Annotated in this window: 15 protein-coding genes and 1 tRNA gene; 9 read left to right on the plus strand and 7 right to left on the minus strand. The window is 69.6% G+C overall.

The window, feature by feature from the left end:
* Positions 1-127 precede the first annotated feature (127 nt).
* Positions 128-793, plus strand: a complete 666-nt coding sequence (locus FBZ87_RS15415) for a LysE/ArgO family amino acid transporter (RefSeq protein WP_088872141.1) — start codon at positions 128-130, stop codon at positions 791-793.
* Positions 794-1,001: 208 nt separating this feature from the next.
* Here the strand turns inward: FBZ87_RS15415 and FBZ87_RS29225 are convergent, their stop codons facing one another.
* Positions 1,002-5,630, minus strand: coding sequence for a translocation/assembly module TamB domain-containing protein (locus tag FBZ87_RS29225; protein ID WP_186454783.1), 4,629 nt, complete (start codon positions 5,628-5,630; stop codon positions 1,002-1,004).
* A gap of 11 nt (positions 5,631-5,641) precedes the next feature.
* Positions 5,642-7,720, minus strand: coding sequence for an autotransporter assembly complex protein TamA (locus FBZ87_RS15425; protein ID WP_145611203.1), 2,079 nt, complete (start codon positions 7,718-7,720; stop codon positions 5,642-5,644).
* 485 nt (positions 7,721-8,205) lie between these two features.
* On the opposite strand from FBZ87_RS15425, the gene typA reads away from it, so the two are divergent.
* Both typA and FBZ87_RS15435 read left to right on the plus strand, forming a co-directional pair.
* Positions 8,206-10,026, plus strand: coding sequence for a translational GTPase TypA (gene typA / locus FBZ87_RS15430; protein WP_088872138.1), 1,821 nt, complete (start codon positions 8,206-8,208; stop codon positions 10,024-10,026).
* 149 nt (positions 10,027-10,175) lie between these two features.
* Positions 10,176-10,544 carry a cupin domain-containing protein gene (locus FBZ87_RS15435; protein ID WP_145611204.1) on the plus strand — a complete coding sequence of 123 codons (369 nt, stop codon included), beginning with the start codon at positions 10,176-10,178 and terminating at the stop codon, positions 10,542-10,544.
* Here the strand turns inward: FBZ87_RS15435 and FBZ87_RS15440 are convergent.
* The 3 genes from FBZ87_RS15440 to FBZ87_RS15450 all read right to left on the minus strand — a co-directional run bounded on the left by FBZ87_RS15440 (position 10,541) and on the right by FBZ87_RS15450 (position 12,796).
* Positions 10,541-11,206 (minus strand): Rossmann-fold NAD(P)-binding domain-containing protein, encoded by a 666-nt coding sequence (locus FBZ87_RS15440; protein ID WP_145611205.1) that lies wholly within the window; start codon positions 11,204-11,206, stop codon positions 10,541-10,543. The two genes, FBZ87_RS15435 and FBZ87_RS15440, sit on opposite strands and share 4 nt — an antisense overlap.
* A gap of 10 nt (positions 11,207-11,216) precedes the next feature.
* On the minus strand, positions 11,217-12,131 hold the full coding sequence (locus FBZ87_RS15445; protein ID WP_145611206.1) for an SDR family NAD(P)-dependent oxidoreductase: 915 nt from the start codon (positions 12,129-12,131) through the stop codon (positions 11,217-11,219).
* Between the two features lie 95 nt (positions 12,132-12,226).
* The gene (locus FBZ87_RS15450) at positions 12,227-12,796 is read right to left on the minus strand and encodes a TetR/AcrR family transcriptional regulator (RefSeq protein WP_145611207.1); all 570 of its coding nucleotides are present in this window, start codon (positions 12,794-12,796) and stop codon (positions 12,227-12,229) included.
* A 386-nt stretch (positions 12,797-13,182) separates the two neighbouring features.
* On the opposite strand from FBZ87_RS15450, the gene FBZ87_RS15455 reads away from it, so the two are divergent.
* From FBZ87_RS15455 to FBZ87_RS15475, 5 genes are all read left to right on the plus strand, one after another.
* Positions 13,183-14,358, plus strand: coding sequence for an acetyl-CoA C-acetyltransferase (locus FBZ87_RS15455; protein ID WP_145611208.1), 1,176 nt, complete (start codon positions 13,183-13,185; stop codon positions 14,356-14,358).
* A 212-nt stretch (positions 14,359-14,570) separates the two neighbouring features.
* The gene (gene phbB / locus FBZ87_RS15460; protein WP_145611209.1) at positions 14,571-15,296 is read left to right on the plus strand and encodes an acetoacetyl-CoA reductase; all 726 of its coding nucleotides are present in this window, start codon (positions 14,571-14,573) and stop codon (positions 15,294-15,296) included.
* A 214-nt stretch (positions 15,297-15,510) separates the two neighbouring features.
* Positions 15,511-16,005, plus strand: a complete 495-nt coding sequence (locus FBZ87_RS15465; protein ID WP_145611210.1) for an NUDIX hydrolase — start codon at positions 15,511-15,513, stop codon at positions 16,003-16,005.
* A gap of 2 nt (positions 16,006-16,007) precedes the next feature.
* Positions 16,008-16,916 (plus strand): aromatic amino acid exporter YddG, encoded by a 909-nt coding sequence (gene yddG / locus FBZ87_RS15470; protein WP_246134423.1) that lies wholly within the window; start codon positions 16,008-16,010, stop codon positions 16,914-16,916.
* Positions 16,917-17,037: 121 nt separating this feature from the next.
* Positions 17,038-17,127 (plus strand) — tRNA-Ser (locus FBZ87_RS15475).
* A 93-nt stretch (positions 17,128-17,220) separates the two neighbouring features.
* On the opposite strand, the gene FBZ87_RS15480 is transcribed toward FBZ87_RS15475, so the two are convergent.
* Together FBZ87_RS15480 and FBZ87_RS15485 are read right to left on the minus strand one after the other, a co-directional pair.
* The gene (locus tag FBZ87_RS15480) at positions 17,221-17,838 is read right to left on the minus strand and encodes a class I SAM-dependent methyltransferase (RefSeq protein ID WP_186454784.1); all 618 of its coding nucleotides are present in this window, start codon (positions 17,836-17,838) and stop codon (positions 17,221-17,223) included.
* A gap of 226 nt (positions 17,839-18,064) precedes the next feature.
* On the minus strand, positions 18,065-19,114 hold the full coding sequence (locus FBZ87_RS15485) for a quinone oxidoreductase family protein (RefSeq protein WP_246134424.1): 1,050 nt from the start codon (positions 19,112-19,114) through the stop codon (positions 18,065-18,067).
* A 129-nt stretch (positions 19,115-19,243) separates the two neighbouring features.
* On the opposite strand from FBZ87_RS15485, the gene FBZ87_RS15490 reads away from it, so the two are divergent.
* Positions 19,244-20,104, plus strand: a complete 861-nt coding sequence (locus FBZ87_RS15490) for a LysR family transcriptional regulator (protein ID WP_145611719.1) — start codon at positions 19,244-19,246, stop codon at positions 20,102-20,104.
* Positions 20,105-20,109: the final 5 nt, after the last annotated feature.

A 20,109-nucleotide genomic window follows, 5' to 3' on the forward strand; every position in this document is an offset into this window, starting at 1 on the left:
GATCGCCTTAGGCGTTGCGCCCGGTGCGCCGATGTTGCATCACGGGGGCGGCCCCATGTTCAGTGCGGCGTCCGCGCCCGGAACCCTCCGGGGTGCCGCCTGCCTTACTTCTCAGGGATAGTCCGCATTGTTCGATGATTTCGGCGTGTTGATCCGGGGTATCGTCCTGGGATTGGCCATCGCGGCGCCGGTCGGCCCCATCGGGCTGCTGTGCATCCGGCGGACGGTGGAGCGGGGCATCATCGCGGGGCTCGCCACCGGCTTCGGCTCCGCCCTGGCCGACGGCTTCTTCGGTGGCGTGGCGGCCTTCGGCGTCAACGCCATCCTGGAGGCCCTGCTGGGCCACGTGAAGGAACTGCGCCTCATCGGCGGCATCTTCCTGCTGGGCGCCGCCATCCATTCGCTGCTCAAGGAACCGCACGAGCGCAAGAACAGGCCGCCCGACGCCGGCAACCTGATCGGCTCCGTCGGCACCGGCCTGTTCCTGACGGTGACCAACCCCATCACCATCATGGGCATCATCACCGTCGTGGTGGGCTTCGGCGGCGCCCTGGACCATGCCAAGGCCGGCACCATGACCCTGGGCGTGTTCCTGGGCTCGCTGAGCTGGTGGTCCATCCTGTGCGGCGGCACCTTCCTCATCCGCCACCACTTCACACCGCGCCTCGTCCTGTGGATCAACCGGGGCACCGGCGTCGTGCTGGGTGTGGTGGGCCTGATGGCCCTGCTCAGCTTCTTCTCCCTGGTGCCGGAGAATTTGCAGGACCTGGTCGGGGCTTTTATTAGTAAATAGCCCTCAGATGCCGGGCGCCGCCATCCGGCGGCTTGGCTTCCTCGATTTCCAGTCCACTTCGTTCCCCGGAAATCTCCGGCGGACGCGGTCGCGTCCTACGGGCCTGGCGGCCCGCTGGTTTGGCGCCTCTCGGCCGCGACTGCGGCCGCCGCGGCGAGGAAGCCGAGAGGCCGGATGGCCACGCCGGCGCTCGAGGAAAACGGACCGACTAATAATCCCACTGGTACTTCAGGCCCACGGTGTCGTCCGTGCTGCCGACGGCGCCGTTCAGGCGCAGGCGGGAGGTCAGGGCGTATTCCAGGGTGACGTTGGTGCCGGTGCCGCCTACCGATTGGCTGACGCCGACATAGGTGCGGCTGTTGATGTAGCGGCCGGCGGTGACCGTGCCGAAGGCGCTGGAGCCAACGGCGGCGCTGGAGAATTCCAAGCGGTCGATGCCCAGGTTGCGCTTCACGTTGTCCAGGATGCCCGGGCCGCTGCCCAGCACGCCCGACAGCTGGGCCACGCCCTGGGCCAACTGCAAGGCCTCCAGCGCGCTGATCTGGCTGATGGGCCGGTCGAACAGCAGGCGGGACAGCACCTCGTCCTGCGGGCGGGGTGGGTCCGAGGTCAGGGCCACGGTGGGCTTGGACAGGCGGCCGGTGATGTTCAAGATGGCCGTGAAGTCCGCCTTGGTGGAGGAGGCGGAGATGTCCAGCAGGGGGTCGCTGTCGCCGGTGAAGGTGATGTCGCTCTTGGTCAGGGTGAAGGTCTGGCCCTGGGCGCTGAAATCACCCTTCACCAGGAAGACCCGGCCGGTCAGCTGCGGGTCGGCGCTGGTGCCGCGCGCCTGCATGTCGGCGGCGAACTCCGCCGTCAGGCCCCGGCCCTGGACGTAGATGCGGTTGCGCGCCTTGATGTCCACCTTCAGATGGACCAGCAGCCCGCCGCCGGCGGCCGACATCTGGCCCTGCGGTTGGCGCGGCCGGCCGTTGACGTAGCGCACGGGTAGGTCGGCCACGTCGGCCGGCGGCTTGTCCGGCAGGCCGACCCAGGTCTCGCGCAGGCGCACGGTGCCGGCCAGGTCCGGCTTGTTCATCAGGCCCTTCAGCGTCAGGTCGCTGTCCACCCAGGCGGTGATGGGGTCGGTGCGCAGCAGGCGGGCGTTGGTTGTGGTGACGTGCAGGTCCAGCACGGGCGCCTTTTCCTGGGCGTTGGGATCGCCCAGGTTGATGCGGCCGCTTAAATCCACGGCACCGCCGTCGGCCGTGTTGCCGTGGAACTTCTCCACCGCCAGGCCGCGCGCGTCGCCCACCAGATGGGCGTTGAGGCCGAAGATCTGGGTGCCGGTGCCGCCGTTCTCATACTTCGCGTCGATCAGGTCGACCGAACCGGTGACCTTCGGATCCGCCACCGTGCCGGCCACCGCCAGGTCGACCGAAACCTTGCCGCCCATGCGCTGGGCCGAGGCAGCCAGGAAGTCGTTGTAGCGCGACAGCTCCGTCCGGCCATTGATCTTGGCGCTGACCGGCCCCTGGATCACCGGCGACATCGTCTCCGGATTCAGCGCCAGGGGCGTGTCGGCCTCGGCGTTCAGGTCAACCGCACCGTCGGCGGTATGGGCCGCCAGGGTGCTGCGCAGCCGCCCGCCGCGCCAGGCGGCGGTCAGGGTGGCGTCGGCGTTCAGCCGCCGGTCGGCGCTGTTCTTGACCTCCAGCGTCTTTTTCTTGGCCGGGGTGGTGTCGGCGCCGGTGGCGTTGGCCGGATTGTTGGCGACGGTCGCGCTGACGGCGGGCTTGCCGTCGGGCGTGGCCTCGGGTGCGGTGCCCGGCGCCTCGGTTGCCCCGCTGTCCAGGGTCACGGCCAGTTGCTGCATGGACAGGCCGCGGATGCTGACGGTGGCGTCGGCCGTGGGGTTGGCGGCGGTGCCGCTGGCCGTGACCTTGGCGTCCAGGGTGCCGGCCAGGGTCAGCGCCGGGTCGGCCAGGGCGGCCAGCGCCAGCGGCAGGGCCGTCGCCTCCACCTGCGCCGTCACCTCCTTGCCGTTCAGCGCCAGGTCGGCGCGGATGCGGCCGGTGCCCAGCGCCACGTCCAGGCCCTTCACCGCCACGCTGCCCTTGGCCACGGTGATGGTGGCGGGGGCGGCCAGCTTCAGGGTGGTCTGGTCCAGGCGGCCGTCCAGCTGGTCCAGCCGCGCCACGGTGGGCCCTCGCGCCTCCTTCGGCGACCGGGGCTCCGGCGCCTGGGTCAGGTGGCCGGCGCTTTCCACCTGGAAGGCGCGGCGGCGGCCCACGCTGCCCACGCCCGTGGTGCCGTCCAGGGCCAGGGTGATGTCGCCCTCGCCCAGCGTGCCGCGCCAGGCGGCGGTCACCTTGTTGACCAGCACCTGGCCGGCCTCGATGCCGTCGGCCGCCAGGGTGACGTTGGGGCGGGGGCTGCCCAGCACGTCGTCGACATGGCCGCTCAAGGTGGCCTGATGGATGCGCTGGTCCTCCACCACCAGCTCGTCCAGCACCACCTTCAGGTCCACGCCCTGGGTGGCGCCCCTGGCGGGCGCGGGGGGCGGCGGGGCGGGCTGGCCTTTCTTCGCCTTGGGCTGCTGGGCCTTGGCTTGCCGGACGGCACGCGCGGGCGCCGGGGCGGCCGCGGCGGCGCCCAGCACGATGTCGGCCTTGGCGCGGCCCGCCAGGCGCGTGCCGGCCAGGGCGCCCAGGCTGGACAGGTCGGGGAAGGTTGCGGCCAGCTTGCCGGTGGCCAGCCGCCGGTCCAGGTCGGCGTCCAGCCCGCCCTCCAGCTTGTTCGGGCCCAATGCCGCCGCCAGGTCGCGCACGGTCAGGCGGGGCCCCGTCTTGACCACATGGGCGGCCACGCTGGCCGGGTTGCCCACCACCTGGCCGCTGCCCTTCAGGTCGGCCGTCAGGGTGTTGTCCTTCAGCGTGACGTTGCCGGCCAGGTCGATGGCGCCGGTGCGCACGGTCAGCGGGGTGACCGCCACGTCCTTGCCGTCCAGGGTGGCGCGGACCTTGCCGCTGATCTCCGCCCGGCCGGCCAGCAGCGCGTCCTCCGTCGGCTGGCCGGTGCGCAGGTCGGTCGCCTGCACGGACAGCGTGCCCTCGGCCACGCCGTCGGCCACCGTGCCCTCCACCGTCGCCGCCACGTGGCCGGTGATGATGTCCTCGGGCGCCGGCTTCGCGCTGGGCGGTTCCTTGCCGCCGGTGCCGCCCCCATTGGCCAGGGCCATCAGCGTGGCCAGCTCGCCATCGGCCAGCTTCAGGCTGCCCTTGGCCTGGCGGCCCCAGGCCTGGGCGCTGCCGCTGCCTGTCAGGTGGCCGATACCGCCCGTGAGGTCCAGCTTGTCCACCTGGATGTTGCCGCTGGCGCGGTCCAGCGCGCCGGTCAGGGCCAGGTCGGCATGGTCGGTCAGGGCCGGGGGCAGCCCGGGCGCATCCAGACCCTGCAGCTTGGACGTAAGGTCCAGCAGCAGGCGGGTGCCGTCCTCCTGCAGCTTGGTGGTGGCGGTCAGGTGGCGCACATGGGCGTCGTTGTAGCCCAGTTCCTCCACCGTCAGGTCGGCAGTCACCATGCGCTGCTTCTTGGCGCCGGCCTTGCCCGCCGCCGGGTCGGTGGTGTGCAGCACGGCGTCCAGCTTGCCCAGCGCCAGGCCGGGCACGGCGGGGGACAGGGCCTCCGGCGCCGCCGGCACCAGTTGCAGGGTCAGGTCGCCACCCTTGTCCTTCAGGCTGCCCTTGGCTGTGACGCGACCGAAGGCGGCGGCCAGATCCAGGCTTTCCAGGGTGATGGTGCCGTCATCGGCCAGGGTGGCGGCCGTCTGCAGGGTGGCGGCGTCGCCCGACATCCACACCAGATTGTCGGGCAACAGGCGGCCGGGGGCGGCCTTCAGGTCCAGGGTGACACGCTTGGCCTTGCCCTTGGGCCGGTCTAGGCCCACGTCGGCCACCAGGGCCACGGCGCGCGGGGTGATGCTGCCGCCATCGGCGGCCTTGGCCGCCTGCGGCGTCTCCTTCAGGTCCAGGTGCGCCTGGAACCGGTCCAGCGGCCCGCTGCCCGTCAGGTCCAGGGTCAGCGGCCCCAGTTCAGGGTGGCCGGCCAGGCGGGCCACCAGGCCGCCCGCCTCCTCCTGCCCGCGCAGCTCCAGGGTCAGGCTGCCGGGGCTGGTCAAGCCGGGTGCCGTGAAGCGGGCGGTCAGCTCGCCATGGGCGGCCCCGCCGTCCAGCTGCGTCAGGGTCAGGCGGCTGTCGCCGTCCAGGTTGGGCCCCAGCCGCACCGTGCCGCTGGTGGACAGCGCCGCCCCCTGGCCGCCGGCCAGGCTGGGCGCCAGCTCGATGCGCGGCAGGTCCAGGCGGGCCAGGGTGATGCTGAAGGGCAGGGTCAGGGGATTGGCGTCGTCCTTGACCGTGCCGTCCGGCGGCGGCTCCAGCGAGGGGGCCGGCTGGGCCACCCAGATGCGCCGGGCGCTGAGCGCGTCCACGGCCAGTTCGCGGTGGGCCAGGGGCAGCAGCCGCCAGTCGAGCGCCGCGTCCTCCACCAGCAGCCAGGGCTTGCCGGTGATCAGATCCACCAGGGTGGCGCGCGCCACCCGGGGGTGGAAGGGCAGGCCCGACAGGCCCTCCACCTTCAGGCCCGGCACATTGGCCTCCGCCTGGCGGGTGGCGAAGGCACGGCCGGAGCCCGTGTCCATCCACCACAGGCCGATGCCCGCCGCGGCGGCCAGGCCGGCGACGATGCCCAGGATGGCGAAGGCCGCGACATGGCCAGCCGACAGCAGGCGCCGTCCCCAGGAACGGTGAGGGGGCGGCGGGGCGGGGGCGGGACCGGGCGGTGGAAGGGTGTCGGACATGCCGGGTTCCGTCAGAAGGACTGGCCGATGCTGACGTACAGCTGCCACATGCTGTCGCCGCTGCGGCGATCCAGCGGCACGCCCACGTCCAGGCGCAGGGGACCGAAAGAGGTGAAATAGCGCACGCCCAGGCCGGCGCCCCAGCGCATGCCCTGGCTCAGGTCCGGATAGGCGGATTCGAAGACGTTGCCGCCGTCGATGAAGGGCACCAGGCCGATGGTGTCGGTCAGGCGGATGCGCAGCTCGGCGCTGGTCTCGATCAGCGAGCGGCCGCCGGTGGGGTCGTTGTTGACGTCCAGCGGGCCGACCTTCTGATAGGCGTAGCCGCGAACCGAGCCGCCGCCGCCGGCGAAGAACCGCTTGTCGGCCGGCACCAGGGCCAGCGAGCCGCCGAAGACGGCGCCCAGGTTCACCCGCGCCGCGAAGACATAGGCTTTGGCGTCGTCCAGCGCCCAATAGCCGCTGCCGCCGGCCTTGCCGATGACGAAGGTGCCGCTGTCGCCGAAGGGGCTGAAATAGGGAATGAGGCCGGTGTTCCAGCGATAACCCTGCGTGGGGTTCAAAAGGTTGTCGGTGTTGTCGAAGTTCAGCGTCACCGGCACGCCCACCAGGGTGTTGTCGGTGGTGGTCAGCACGCCGTTGCCCGTCAAGTCCTGCCGGATGGAGGACTGCTCCAGCGTCACGCCGGCGCTGGCCGTCAGATGGGGCGTCAGCGGGTGGGTGACGATGGCGCCCAGGGTGATGGCGTCGCGGGAATAAGCCTCGGGATGTTCGGAAACCGCCAGCGCCGACAGGTTCAGCGTGGTGTCGGTTTCCAGGAAGTCGGGCTTTTTCAGCGTGCTGCCCAGGCTGTAGTCCAGCCCGTCGGAATCGCGGAACTTCTTGCGGGCGATGCCGCCGATGGACCCGGTGACGGTCAGCGCCTCCGCCCCGCCCAGGAAGTTGCGGTCGCCCCAGGTGGCGGTGGCGGCCGCCCCGTCGGTGGTGCCGTAGGTCAGGCCGGTGTTGACGAAGTGGCGATCCCGTTCCTCCATCTGGCCCAGCATGGGAACCTCGCGCGACCCGTCCGGCTGCACCGTGCCCGGCACGTCGTCCAGAACCACCCGCACCTGGGAGAAGACGCCCAGGTCCGTCAGCTTGTTGCGGGCGGTATCGACCTTGGCCGGGTCGTACACGTCGCCCGGCTTCCACGGCAGGCGGCCATAGGCGACCTCGGGGTCCAGGCGGCCCAGCCCGGTGAAGGTGGTGGGGCCGAAGCGCACCAGCGGCCCCGGGTCCAGGGTGAAGGCCACAGCCATGGTGTGGGCCTGCACGTCCACCGCCAGGTCGCGCTGTCCCACCTTGGCACGGGCGTAGCCGCGCGTCGCCATCAGGGGCGTCACGGCCGCCTCCGCGTCACGGATGGCCGGCCCCCGGGCGGGGTCGCCCGGCTTCAGGTGCAGCTTGCCCAGGTCCAGCGGGCCGCCGGGGGGCGGGGAGCCGTCGGTCTGGGTCAGGGTGATCTTGGAGATCGTGTAGCGCTGGCGCGGTGTCACCTCGATGACCACGGCCACCGGTTTGGCGTCGGCGTCCACCTTCACCATGACGCTGCCGTCGAAATAGCCTTCGGAACGCAATGCGGCCGCCAGCTTGTCGTAATCGTTGTCGATGCGCTTCTCCAGGCCCAGCAGCGACGACGGCGGATCGTTCTGCAGGGTGATGAGGGAAGAGGCGCTGCGCAGCACGTCCATCAGGCCGTCGTCGGCCTCAACCCCCGGGGCCGGGTGGAAATCCACGGTGTAGGTCGCCGGTGGTGGCTCCGCGTCCGGCTGGCCGGCAGGGGCGGCGTCGGGCGCCTGCTCCGCCTTGCGCGCCAGCACGGCGCCGGGCGTGTCCGCATCATTGGACGAGTCCGCGGGCGTGTCGGCGGTCTGGGCCGCGCCTTGAGGGCGTCCGTCCTTGGTCGCATCCTCAGCGGCCGCGTCGTCGGGCTTGGACGGCGGTGTGGCGGGCGACGGCGCCGGCTGGGCCGCGGGCGCATCTTGGGCGTATCCCTGCGCGGACCAGCACACCAGGGGCAGGGCCAAGCTCAGGGAGGGGAGCAGCGCCAAGGCGATCGGGCGGACCGGCACTCGGTGCTGAAGACGGGGGGCGGCGAAGGGCGACGCGGGCTCCAACGGCTGCGGGTGGTCGGGCGGGCTTTGGGGCCAGGCGGATGACGGGCCGGGGCGGGGCGCCCGGGCGGGGGTTTTGCCTCCTTGTTTTTCGACCCATCCGCTGGCGGGCAGCGTTAAGTCTTTGTGACGCACCGGGGCCGGCCCAGGTGCCCCGAGTGAGGAAAAAGGGCCGGCGGACATGAGCTTAACCAACAAGATCGTGGCAAATTTATAGTCTGCCTTGCGGTACCCGTAACCCCCTCTTGCGTCCAACCCCCTTCGGCAGGCCTTTCTCCCGACCCTGCCAATAGCTATATTCCGCCTCGTGAAACCCGGTCCCGGCGCCGATGCGTCAGGGGGCGGGCTTTTGTTTTTGGGCCATCGCCAGGCGCACGTCGCGTTTTTGGACCGGGCCCCAAGCTTCGCGGGATTAGCGTCCAATGGATATGCGTAACATCGCCATCATCGCGCACGTCGACCATGGCAAGACCACCTTGGTTGACGTGCTGCTGCGCCAGTCGGGCGCTTTCCGCGACAACCAGCAGGTCGCCGAGCGCGCCATGGACAGCAACGACCTGGAGCGTGAGCGCGGCATCACCATCCTGGCGAAGTGCACCAGCGTCCTGTGGGAAGGCACCCGCATCAACATCGTCGACACCCCCGGCCACGCCGACTTCGGCGGCGAGGTGGAGCGTATCCTGAGCATGGTCGACGGCGTCATCCTGCTGTGCGACGCCGCCGAGGGCCCGCTGCCGCAGACCAAGTTCGTGCTGGGCAAGTCGCTGAAGCTGGGCCTGAAGCCCATCGTCGTCATCAACAAGGTCGACCGTTCCGACGCCCGTCCGGACGAAGTGCACAGCGAGGTGTTCGACCTGTTCGCGGCGCTGGACGCCAGCGACGAGCAGCTGGACTTCCCGACCCTGTTCGCCTCGGGCCGCAACGGCTGGGCGGCGGAAAGCCTGGACGCCCCGCGTGAGGACATGCGCCCGCTGTTCGAGCTGGTGCTGCGCCACGTGCCGGCGCCCAAGGTGGACGTCGACGCTCCCTTCACCATGCTGGCCACCACGCTGGAAGCCAACCCCTACCTGGGCCGTCTGCTGACGGGCCGCATCCAGACCGGTGTCGCCCGCGCCAACATGGCCATCAAGGCCCTGACCGCTGACGGCAAGCTGATCGAGCAGGGCCGCATCTCCAAGCTGCTGGCTTTCCGCGGGCTGGAGCGCGTGGGCGTGGAAGAGGCGCAGGCGGGTGACATCGTCGCCATCGCCGGCCTGACCAAGACCACCGTGGCCGACACCATCTGCGAGCCGCTGGTGTCCGAGCCGCTGGCCGCCCAGCCCATCGACCCGCCGACCCTGGCCATGACCTTCAGCGTCAACGACAGCCCGCTGGCCGGCCGCGAAGGCGACAAGGTCACCAGCCGCATGATCCGTGACCGCCTGATGCGCGAGGCCGAGGGCAACGTCGCGCTGCGGGTGCGCGAGACCGAGAACGCCGACGCGTTCGAGGTGGCCGGCCGTGGCGAATTGCAGCTGGGCATCCTGATCGAGAACATGCGCCGCGAAGGCTATGAGCTGTCGATCTCCCGTCCCCGCGTGCTGCTGAAGACGGATGAGAACGGCCAGCGCATGGAGCCGATCGAGGAAGTGGTGGTCGATGTGGACGAGGAATTCTCGGGCGTCGTCGTCCAGAAAATCTCCGAGCGGAAGGGCGACATGCTGGAGATGCGTCCGTCCGGCGCCGGCAAGGTCCGCCTGGTGTTCCACGTGCCGTCGCGCGGCCTGATCGGTTACCAGAGCGAGTTCCTGACCGACACCCGCGGCACCGGCCTGATGAACCGCCTGTACCACGGTTACGCCCCGTACAAGGGCCCCATCCAGGGCCGGCGCAACGGCGTGCTGATCTCCAACGGCGAGGGTGAGGCCGTGGCCTACGCCCTGTGGAACCTGGAAGATCGCGGTCCCATGATGATCGAGCCGGGCGCCAAGGTGTACCAGGGCATGATCATCGGCGAGCACAGCCGTGGCAACGACCTGGAAGTGAACGTCCTGAAGGGCAAGCAGCTGACCAACATCCGCGCCGCCGGCAAGGACGAGGCCGTGCGCCTGACCACGCCGATGGACATGTCCCTGGAAAAGGCCCTGGCCTACATCGAGGACGAGGAGCTGGTTGAAGTGACGCCGAAGTCCATCCGCCTGCGCAAGCGCCTGCTGGACCCGACCGACCGCAAGCGCGCCCAGAAGCAGGCCGAAGCCGGCTGATCGCTGGCCCTTCCGGTTTGATCAGTTCGAAGCCCCGTCCACCCACCGGTGGGCGGGGTTTTCGTTTAAGGACGCGCCGCGCACGAACGTCCAATACCGGTGTGCCGGTGGGGCGGCATGGTGCCGCCCACATCAAACCGGAGACCGTCATGCCGCCCACCCCCATCCGCTTCGCCGACAAGTTCGCCCTGTTCACCGAGCAGTGGCAGCCCAAGGTGGTGGCGGAAATGAACGACTATCAGTTCAAGCTTTCGCGCCTCGAGGGCGACTTCCTCTGGCACGCCCATGCCGACACGGATGAGACCTTCATCGTGCTGGAGGGAACGCTCCGCCTGGACTTCCGCGACGGCGCCATCACCCTGGGTCCTGGTGAGATGGCCGTGGTGCCCAAGGGCGTGGAGCACAAGCCCTCGGCCGAGGCGGAGGTGAAGCTGCTGCTGATCGAACCGCGCGGCGTGGTCAACACGGGCGACGCCGGCACGGGTGAGCGCACGGCGCTGAACGACGTGTGGATTTAAGCGACCACCCTGCGAATATCTGCTGTCTCCAGCACCGCCTGGGGTGCTCCTCTCTCGGCGGCGTTCAGCATGGCCTGGCCGATCTCCACCGTGGTCAGCACCTGGTTGGGGAACAGGCGGCGGGCCAGGGGCAGCAGCGGCGCCGTCAGTGTGTAGAACAGGCGGTAGGCCCGCGTCTTGGACCGGGCGCCGTGCAGGGGCGGGATCAGGCCGGGGCGGAACAGGTACACCGCCTTGAAGGGCAGGCGCCGCAAATCGTTTTCCGTCCGGCCCTTGACCCTTGCCCACATGGTGCGCCCCCGCTCCGTCCCGTCCGTGCCGGATCCGGAGACGTAGATGAAGGTCATGCCCGGGTTCAGGCGGGCCAGGGTGCGCGCCACCTCCAGCGTCAGGCCGTGGGTGATGCGGGTATAGGCGTCCTCGGTCATGCCGGATGAGGAGACGCCCAAGCAGAAGAAGCAGGCGTCATAGCCGGCCAGCAGCCCGTCCAGCGTTTCCCACCGGTCCATGGCCGGGTGGGTCAGTTCCGACAGCCTGGGGTGGGTCACGCCGGTCGCGGTGCGGCCCACGGCCAGGACCTGGGTGACCCGGGGGTCGTGCAGGCATTCCCGCATGACCCCCTGGCCCACCATGCCGGTCGCCCCGAACAGGATGACCTTCATGGGGCTGTCCTCACGACTGACGGGCGGCGGGCGGGGTGAGAACCGCCTGGGGCGCCGTCTCCGGCAGGGCGGGGACGGGGCCGTCATAGGCCACGTCGGTGGAGCGGCTGACCGCTTCCCACGCCGCCAGCTGGGCCGCGCGCTGGCCATCGGCCAAGCCAAAGTAATGCAGGGCGTCGCTGCCCAGCAGCAGGTGCGGGGGCAGGGTGGGGTGGTCGGCCAGGCGCAGGATCAGCTGGGCGATCTTGGCCGGGTCGCCGGCCTCATTGCCGATATAGGGCTTGAACATCTCCACCAGCGCGCCCACCGAGGTCTGGTAGTCCGGCATGATGGCCGGCGTGTCGCGCAGCGAGCGGGTGCCCCAGCCGGTGCGCATGCCGCCGGGCTCCAGGGCGCAGATCTGGATGCCCAGTGGGTTGATCTCCCCCGCCAGAACTTCCGTCAGGCCACCCACGGCCCATTTGGCCGCCTGGTAGGCGCTGAGCCCCGGCCGGCCCAGCCGCCCGCCGACGGATGACACCTGCAGGATGTGGCCGGCGCGCTGGGCCCGCATCACCGGCAGGGCGGCATGGGTGACGTTGACCACGCCCATCAGGTTGGTGTCGATCTGGGCGCGGAAGACCTCCAGGTCCATCTGTTCGAACGGGGCGACGTCGGCATAGCCGGCGTTGTTCACCACCACGTCCAGGCGGCCGAAGGCCTCCACCGTCAGGGCCACGGCAGCGCGGGCGGCGGCCGCGTCGGTCACGTCCAGCGCCAGGGGGCGCACCTGGTCGCCATACCGAGCGTGCAGGTCGGCCAGCCGCTCCGGCTGGCGGGCGGTGGCCACCAGGCGGTGACCGGCGGCCAGCACGGCCTCGGCGATATCGCGGCCCAGGCCGGCGGCGCTGCCGGTAACCAACCAAACTTTTGAAACGTTGCTCATGATGAAGACTCCATAGGTGGAAGAAAAATTGAGCGATCAATCACTCATTTATCAGGCAGGGAACGGGCATGAGCCCGGTGGATACGCCTCGGCCTTTAGCGGCTGAGGGCGTTCCAGAGGGCGTCGAAACCGGCGGCGCGGTAACGCTCGGCGCTGTCGGGCTGACGCAGGATGAAATCCATGGTGGTTTCCGCCAGCGAGGTCAGGATGGCGGCCACGAAGTCAGGGGGCTGGTCCCGCATCAGGCCTTGGGCCACGCCCTCCCGCACCACGCCGTCGATGCGGGCGAAACCCTCGCTGCCCAGCGCCCGGGTCTCGGGTGTCAGGCGGTCGGACACCATCAGCTGGGCCATGGCGCGGCGTTTGGCCGGGTCGCGCACGCCCCAGTCGACATAGCGGTCCCAGATGTGGCGCACCCGGTCGCGCAGGGGGCCGTCGGCGGGATAGGCGGCCATCATGGCGTCGCGCAATTCCGCCTTCAGCGCCAGGTACAACTGGTTCAGCAGCAAATCCTTGGTGGCGAAGTAGGTGAACAGGGTGCCCTCCGCCACCCCGGCCAGGCTGGCGATGCGGGCGGTGGGGGCGCCCAGGCCCTGGTCGGCGATGACCTGGACAGCCGCCGCCAGGATGGCGTCGCGCTTCTCTTCGCTTTTGGGCCGGGCCATGGGAACCACCAAGGGGAATAAAGAGTGAGTGAGCACTCAATATAGCGACCTTGTTTCGAACGCCAAGTGCGCGACGTCACAGGAGAGACGCGTGCGGTGTTTGATCCGAATCAGGGCGGCGCCCGCAGGCGCAAGTTAAGTTTCGACGTAAGGGCGCAACCGCACGCAAGGGTGTTTCGCGCTTTGGTGGTGCGGCGGCTGGTGAGCATGCTTGCGCCCGGATTGGTAAATGGCCGAGACTAGGGGCGGGGGATGACGAAAGGCCGCCCCCACCGGAATTTCCACCGCCTTTCCCGCCGGCCCCGTTAACCTTGACAGGGGCGCCGGTGGGGCGGGCCGCCCTATGATAGACGGGGCATGAAATCGTTCGGGAAGAGAGGAACATCATGGTCGAAGTGGTCATCGCCGGCGCCGCGCGCACGCCCATCGGCAGCTTCAACGGTGCGCTCAGCAGCCTGTCGGCTGTCGCTCTTGGCACCGTGGCCGTCACCGAGGCCCTGCGCCGCGCCCATGTCGACGCCGCCGAGGTGTCCGAGGTCGTGCTGGGCCATGTGCTGAAGGCCGCCACCGGCCAGAACAGCGCCCGCCAGGTGTCCGTCGCCGCCGGCGTGCCGGTGGAGCGCACCGCCTACACCCTGGACCAGGTCTGCGGGTCCGGCCTGCGCGCCGTGGCCCAGGGCTTCCAGGCCATCCGCCTGGGCGAGGCCGAGGTGGTGGTGGCCGGCGGCATGGAAAGCATGAGCCAGGCCCCCCACGCCATCCACCTGCGCAACGGCACCAAGATGGGTGACGCCAGCATGGTGGACACCATGATCAAGGACGGCCTGTGGGACGCCTTCAACAATTACCATATGGGCACGACGGCCGAGAACGTGGCCAAGAAGTGGGAAATCTCCCGCGAGGCCCAGGACGCCTTCGCCGCCGGCAGCCAGCAGAAGGCCGAGGCCGCGCAGAAGGCCGGCCGCTTCAAGGATGAGATCGTCCCCGTCACCGTGCCCGGCCGCAAGGGCGACGTGGTGGTCGAGGCCGACGAATACCCCAAGGCCGGCACCACCGCCGAGACGCTGGCCAAGCTGCGCCCGGCCTTCGCCAAGGACGGCACCGTCACCGCCGGCAACGCCTCGGGCATCAACGACGGCGCCGCGGCGCTGGTGCTGATGACGGCCGAGAACGCCGCCAAGCGCGGGGTGAAGCCGCTGGCCCGCATCGTTTCCTGGGCCACCGCCGGCGTCGACCCATCCATCATGGGCACGGGCCCCATCCCGGCCAGCAAGCTGGCGCTGCAGCGCGCCGGCTGGACCGTTGCCGACCTGGACCTGGTTGAGGCCAACGAGGCCTTCGCCGCGCAGGCCTGTGCCGTGAACAAGGACATGGGCTGGCCCGACGACAAGGTGAACGTCAACGGCGGCGCGATCGCCCTGGGTCACCCCATCGGTGCCTCCGGCGCCCGCGTGCTGGTGACCCTGCTGCATGAGATGCAGAAGCGTGACGCCAAGAAGGGGCTGGTCACGCTGTGCATCGGCGGCGGCATGGGCATCGCCATGTGCGTGGCCCGCGACTGAGTGTTCCCCGGTTGCGAAACCGGGGGCGCCGCCGGCGGATTGATCTTTCCGGCTGCGAAACTAACTAGGTGCCCGTTGGGTGCGGCGCGTTGGTGGTAACACCTCGTGCCGGACCCTCCGGGATCGGGGGCCGGGATGTCGGGCGTATGCCGACCCTCCTTCAAGCGTGATGCTCCATGGTCTTTCTGACTCGGGAAAAAGGGGAGGTTTAGATGACAGCGCGTGTTGCATTGGTGACGGGTGGTACCCGCGGCATCGGTGAAGCCATCTCGGTGGCGCTGAGGGACGCCGGCTACAAGGTTGCGGCCAACTACGGCGGCAACGAGCAGAAGGCGCGCGAGTTCACGGAGCGGACGGGGATCCCCGCCTATCGCTTCGACGTGGCCAGCTTCGAGGATGTGCGGCACGGCATGACCAAGATCGAGCATGACCTGGGCCCGATCGAGATCATCGTCAACAACGCCGGCATCACCCGCGACGGCGTGCTGCACCGCATGGATTTCGAGCAGTGGAACGAGGTCATCCAGACCAACCTCGCCTCCTGCTTCAACACCTGCCGCGTGGCCATCGACGGCATGCGGGCGCGCGGCTTCGGCCGCATCGTCAACATCGGCTCGATCAACGGCCAGGCCGGCCAGTACGGCCAGGTGAACTACGCCGCCGCCAAGTCCGGCATCCATGGCTTCACCAAGGCCATGGCGCAGGAAGGGGCGGGCAAGGGCGTGACGGTCAACGCCATCGCCCCGGGCTACATCGACACCGACATGGTGCGCGCCGTCCCGCCCAACGTGTTGGAGAAGATCGTCGCCAAGATCCCCGTCGGCCGCCTGGGCAAGGCGGAGGAGATCGCCCGCGGCGTGCTGTTCCTGGTGGCGGACGACGCCGGCTTCATCACCGGCTCCACGCTGTCCATCAACGGCGGTCAGCATATGTATTGAGAGTTCCCTCAGGCGCCGGGCGGCGGCATCCGCCGCCTTGGCTTGTCCTCGCGTTTCAGTCCGCTACGCTTCCCAAAACGCTCCGGCGGCCGCGGTCGCGACCTGGGAAATTTGGGGAAGAGGACGTGCCGCGAGGCATTAGCCTGGGGTGCATGCCTTGAGGTATGACAGGGGCGGGTCCGGTGACGGGCCCGCCCTTTGTCTTGGATGCCCCATGTCCGACCAGCCGTCCGCCTCACCGCATCTTTACCCTGACCAGCCCCGCGTGGGCGTCGGCGTGCTGGTATGGAAGGGGGACCAGCTGCTGCTGATCCGGCGGGCCAAGGCGCCCCTGGCCGGGGAATGGTGCCTGCCGGGCGGCAGCCAGGAATTGGGCGAAACCCTGTTCCAGACGGCGGCACGCGAGGTGCGGGAGGAAACCGCCGTTGCCTGCCGGCCCTACACCGTGCTGACGGCGGTGGACGGCATCACCCGCGACCCGCGTCCCCAGGGTGCCGGGCCGGAGGTGGAGCCCCGCGTGCGCTTCCACTTCACCATCGTGGAAATCATGGCGGAGTATGCGGGCGGTGAGCCCCAGGCGGGCGATGACGCGGCGGCGGCGCTGTGGGCCGATCGTGAGGCCTGCGAGCGGCTGGTGACCTGGCCCTCGATCAAGGCGGTGGTGGATCTGGGCTGGGTGGCGCGGGCGGCTGCGGGGCGGGGGGAATAGGCATGGTCGGCACAGTGGGGAACGACGCGACGGCAGTGGGCGGCATGACCGCCCGGCGGGCCACCCTCATCGGTGCCAGCGCCATCCTGCTGTGGTCCACCCTGGCGCTGCTGACCACGCTGACCGGCCCCATCCCGCCGTTCCAGATCGAGGCGGTGGCCTTCGCCGTGGCGGGCCTGGTCGGCATCGTCTGGATGGCGGCGCGCGGCCGGTCACCCTGGGCGGCATTGCGCCAGCCCCCCGTCGCCTGGCTGCTGGGGGTAGGGGGGCTGTTCGGCTATCACTTCCTGTACTTCCTGGCGCTGAAGTCGGCGCCGGCGGCGGAGGCCAACCTCATCAACTATCTGTGGCCCCTGCTGATCGTGCTGTTCGCCGGGCTGCTGCCGGGGGAGCGCCTGGGCCGCCGCCAGGTGCTGGGCGCCCTGGTCGGGCTGGCGGGCACCGGTCTGCTCATCACCGGCGGCCGGGGTATCGCCATCGACCCCGCCTATCTGCCGGGCTTCCTGGCCGCTGCCGGGGCCGCCGTCACCTGGGGCGTCTATTCCGCCCTGTCGCGCCTGCTGGGCGCCGTGCCCACCGACGCCGTGGCCTTCTTCTGCCTGGCTACGGCGGCGCTGTCGGCCCTCTGCCATTGGGGATTGGAGGCGACGGTGGCGCCCGACGCCGGGCAGTGGACCTTGCTGACGCTGATGGGCTTGGGGCCCGTGGGGGCGGCCTTCTTCGTCTGGGACATCGGCATGAAGAAGGGCGACATCCACACCCTGGGCGCGCTCAGTTACGCCACGCCGCTCCTGTCCACCCTGCTGTTGATCCTGGCCGGCCGGGCCCAGCCCAGCGGCGTGGTCGCCGCCTCCTGCCTGCTCATCATCGCCGGTGCTGTCGTCGCCAGCTGGAAGCCCCGCCGGCGCTGAAACTTTTCGCACATATAGCGCTTGCGCACGGGACCCGCATCCGCTACGTTCCGCGCCGCTTCGCCAGCCGGCCCCTTTCCCGTTCGACAGCAAAACGGGGGCCGGACACGGGAATGGATACGGAGAGGTGCCGGAGCGGTCGAACGGGGCGGTCTCGAAAACCGTTGTACCAGCGATGGTACCGTGGGTTCGAATCCCACCCTCTCCGCCATTCACTGAAGCGTTTCAATATCTTAAATGACGCTGTGCGCCCGGGCCGGGGATTTTGTCCTCTCGGCGTTGCCGGGAAGTCCGCCGGGCCGGTTCATTTCCGGCACTCGACGCACAGGCTTTCCATGATGCGCACCGGCTGCTGCGGCTCGACCTCGAAGATGTTCTCCACGTACTCGCTGCTGGCGTAGAGCGTTCTCTTGACGTGGGTGAAGCCTACGTGCTCCAGCACCCATTTCAGGGTGTCGAAGTCATAGCCGCACCTGTGGTCGTGATTGTGCAGCATGCCCATGAAGATGGCGGCATTGGTCACGTATAGAGCGGGGTCGAGCGCCTCCTTCACGTATTCCTCAAGGAAGAAGCGATCGTTGTTGATGTAGGCCTTGGCCCATTTCTCCAGGTCGGGGACCAGGATGCGCATCTTTCCGCCGTCGGCCAGCTTCGCATGGCATTCCTTAAGAAAGGTGATGCCGTCGGTGTAGCTGATGTGTTCCAGGAAATGGCTGTGGTAGATCAGATCCAGTGAACCATCGAGGGCGGGTATTCCCTCCCTCAGGTCATGGTTCATCATGAATGTCCCTTCAATGTTGTTGAGATCTTTGTACACGCCGCCATTTTGTAAATTTGGCCAATATCCTATGTTAAGGAATCCCCGATACAACATGGTGCCGCAGCCGAGATTATATTTCTTGAATGTATTCGACAGCGTCATCCATTGCGGATCCATTATATGATTTCCCTCCGTTGGGCTTGCGACGCGGAAAAACAGGAAGAAGAAATGAGTTTAGCGGCGGTCAAATGGGGCATCAGTGCGGCTATTTTTTAAAATCTATAGAGAGACTCATGGTTTAGCAACCGGCTGGGAGATGGCCCGCCCCCGAGGGGACGGGCCATCCAGGCGGGGGGTATCAGCAGGGGGGCGATCAACCGCTCCGGCATCACGGCAGCAGCAGCAAGGCCCCGGTCGTGCGGCCGGCCTCCAGCGCGGCGTGGGCCTGTGCCGCCTCGGCCAGCGGATAGCTGCCGCCGATGTCGGCGGTCAGGCCCCGTGCCAGCTGAGCCATCACTTCGGTGGCGGCCGCGTGGTAGATGCCGATGTCGGCCAGGCGGGCCAGGATGCTGGGCCGGGTGAAGGTGACGCCACGGTCGCGGGCCAAACCTTCCGCCGCCTCCACCGCGACCGGGCCGCCGGCTCGGCCGATGCTGGCCACCGTGCCGCCCGACCGTGTGGCGGCGATGAACCTCGGCAGCGCGTCGCCGCCCACGCCGTCGATGGCGTAATCCACGCCCCGGCCGCCGGTCAGCGACGCGACCTCGGCCGCCACATCGGCGTCGCGGCCGATGATGACGGCATCGGCGCCGTGGTGGCGGGCCAGGGCCGCCTTCTCCGCCGTGCTGGCGGTGCCGATGACCCGGGCGCCCAGCTGCCGGGCCCAGCGCGTGACCATGATGCCCAGACCGCCGGCAGCGGCGGAGACCAGCAGCACGGTATGAGGCCCCACCGCATGGGTCGCGGCCAGCAGCATCTGCGTCGTCAATCCGCGCAGCAGCGATGCGGCGGCATCCCGGCTGGACACGGCGTCGGGCAGGGGCAGGGCGCGGTCGGCCGGCAGCAGGCGGGTGCTGGCATAGCCGCCGGCGGTCCCGGCATAGGCCACGCGCTGGCCCACCGTCAGGCCGGTGACCCCTGCGCCCAGCGCCTCGATCACGCCCACGCCCTCCACCCCCGGCACGTTGCCGGGCAGGGGGTACAGGCCCCGGCGGTGATAGGTGTCGACGAAGTTGACGCCGATGGCCTGGTGGCGCAGGCGCACCTCGCCCGCCCCCGGTGCCTGGGGATCGCGCGGCGTTACGCGCAACTGGTCGACGCCGCCCGGGGCGGCCACGGTGATTACGATGTCCGTGGGATTGGTGCCAGAGGGATGCGTGCTGGGGGAATGCATGTCCAGATCGTGCTGGTCTAGAGAATGCGTATGGGGGCGGTTCATGTCTGGCCTCCTTCAAAGCCGGTTTGACGATGATCGAGATTGTCGCGCCCCGTCTTTGGTGAGAAAATTCCCGAAGTTTTACCAATATATGTGCAGAAATTAACGGAAGGCGGCGCCGTGGACCGGGCCATGGACTGGGAGGATCTGCGCCATTTCGCGGCCTTGGCCACGGGCGGCAGCCTGTCGGCGGCAGCCCGCGCGCTGGGGGTGGAGCATGCCACCGTCGCCCGGCGGGTGGCGGCCCTGGAACAGGCGCTGGGTCTCAAGCTGGTGGACCGGCGCGGCCGCCGCCTGGCCCTCACGGCGGAGGGGGAGCGCATCGCCGCCGTGGCGGACCGCATGGCCCGGGATGCCCGGGCGGTGCGCCGCCTGGCCGACGGCGCCCGGTCCGACATCGCGGGCACCATCACCATCAGCGCCCCGCCGGCCCTGGCCGTGCTGGTGCTGGCGCCCGTGCTGGCCACCTTGCGCCGGCGCCACCCAGCTCTGACCCTGACCCTGCTGGGGGAGGTGCGCAGCGCCTCGCTGGAGCGGCGAGAGGCCGACATCGCCGTGCGCATGAGCCGGCCGATGGAGGGTGACCTCACGGCGCGCAAGTTGGCGCCCTTGCCCTTTCACTTTTACGCCACGCCCGCCTACCTGGCGGCCACGGCGCCCGCCGATTGGGTCTTCATCGGCAGCGCCGCCCCCTTGGACCGGTCCCCGCAGCAGCAGGCGCTGGAAGGGCTGGCGGCCGGCCGGCCCACGGTCTTCCACGGCAACACGGTGGAGATTCAGCAGGCCGCCGCCGCCAGCGGCATGGGCGTGGCGCTGCTGCCCGACTTCATGGCGGCGGACGACCCTCGCCTGGCCGCCGTGCCCGGTCCGCCCGTCCTGTCGCGCGACATGTGGCTGGTGGTGCACAGCGACATGACGGCATCCGCCCCCATCCGGGCGACGCTGCGCTGCCTCCGGGAGGAGATCGCGGGAAGGGTGGCGCGACACGCGTGACCCTC

Source organism: Nitrospirillum amazonense (assembly GCF_007828035.1).
Lineage (GTDB): Bacteria > Pseudomonadota > Alphaproteobacteria > Azospirillales > Azospirillaceae > Nitrospirillum > Nitrospirillum amazonense.

Bases quoted from the DNA above. Each gene is read 5' to 3' on its own strand.
- FBZ87_RS15435 (WP_145611204.1), top strand. From the start codon at position 10,176: ATGCCGCCCACCCCCATCCGCTTCGCCGACAAGTTCGCCCTGTTCACC.
- FBZ87_RS15445 (WP_145611206.1), bottom strand. From the start codon at position 12,131: ATGAGCAACGTTTCAAAAGTTTGGTTGGTTACCGGCAGCGCCGCCGGC.
- yddG (WP_246134423.1), top strand. From the start codon at position 16,008: ATGGTCGGCACAGTGGGGAACGACGCGACGGCAGTGGGCGGCATGACC.
- phbB (WP_145611209.1), top strand. From the start codon at position 14,571: ATGACAGCGCGTGTTGCATTGGTGACGGGTGGTACCCGCGGCATCGGT.
- FBZ87_RS15455 (WP_145611208.1), top strand. From the start codon at position 13,183: ATGGTCGAAGTGGTCATCGCCGGCGCCGCGCGCACGCCCATCGGCAGC.
- FBZ87_RS15465 (WP_145611210.1), top strand. From the start codon at position 15,511: ATGTCCGACCAGCCGTCCGCCTCACCGCATCTTTACCCTGACCAGCCC.
- typA (WP_088872138.1), top strand. From the start codon at position 8,206: ATGGATATGCGTAACATCGCCATCATCGCGCACGTCGACCATGGCAAG.
- FBZ87_RS15450 (WP_145611207.1), bottom strand. From the start codon at position 12,796: ATGGCCCGGCCCAAAAGCGAAGAGAAGCGCGACGCCATCCTGGCGGCG.
- FBZ87_RS29225 (WP_186454783.1), bottom strand. From the start codon at position 5,630: ATGTCCGACACCCTTCCACCGCCCGGTCCCGCCCCCGCCCCGCCGCCC.
- FBZ87_RS15490 (WP_145611719.1), top strand. From the start codon at position 19,244: ATGGACTGGGAGGATCTGCGCCATTTCGCGGCCTTGGCCACGGGCGGC.
- FBZ87_RS15480 (WP_186454784.1), bottom strand. From the start codon at position 17,838: ATGACGCTGTCGAATACATTCAAGAAATATAATCTCGGCTGCGGCACC.
- FBZ87_RS15440 (WP_145611205.1), bottom strand. From the start codon at position 11,206: ATGAAGGTCATCCTGTTCGGGGCGACCGGCATGGTGGGCCAGGGGGTC.
- FBZ87_RS15485 (WP_246134424.1), bottom strand. From the start codon at position 19,114: ATGAACCGCCCCCATACGCATTCTCTAGACCAGCACGATCTGGACATG.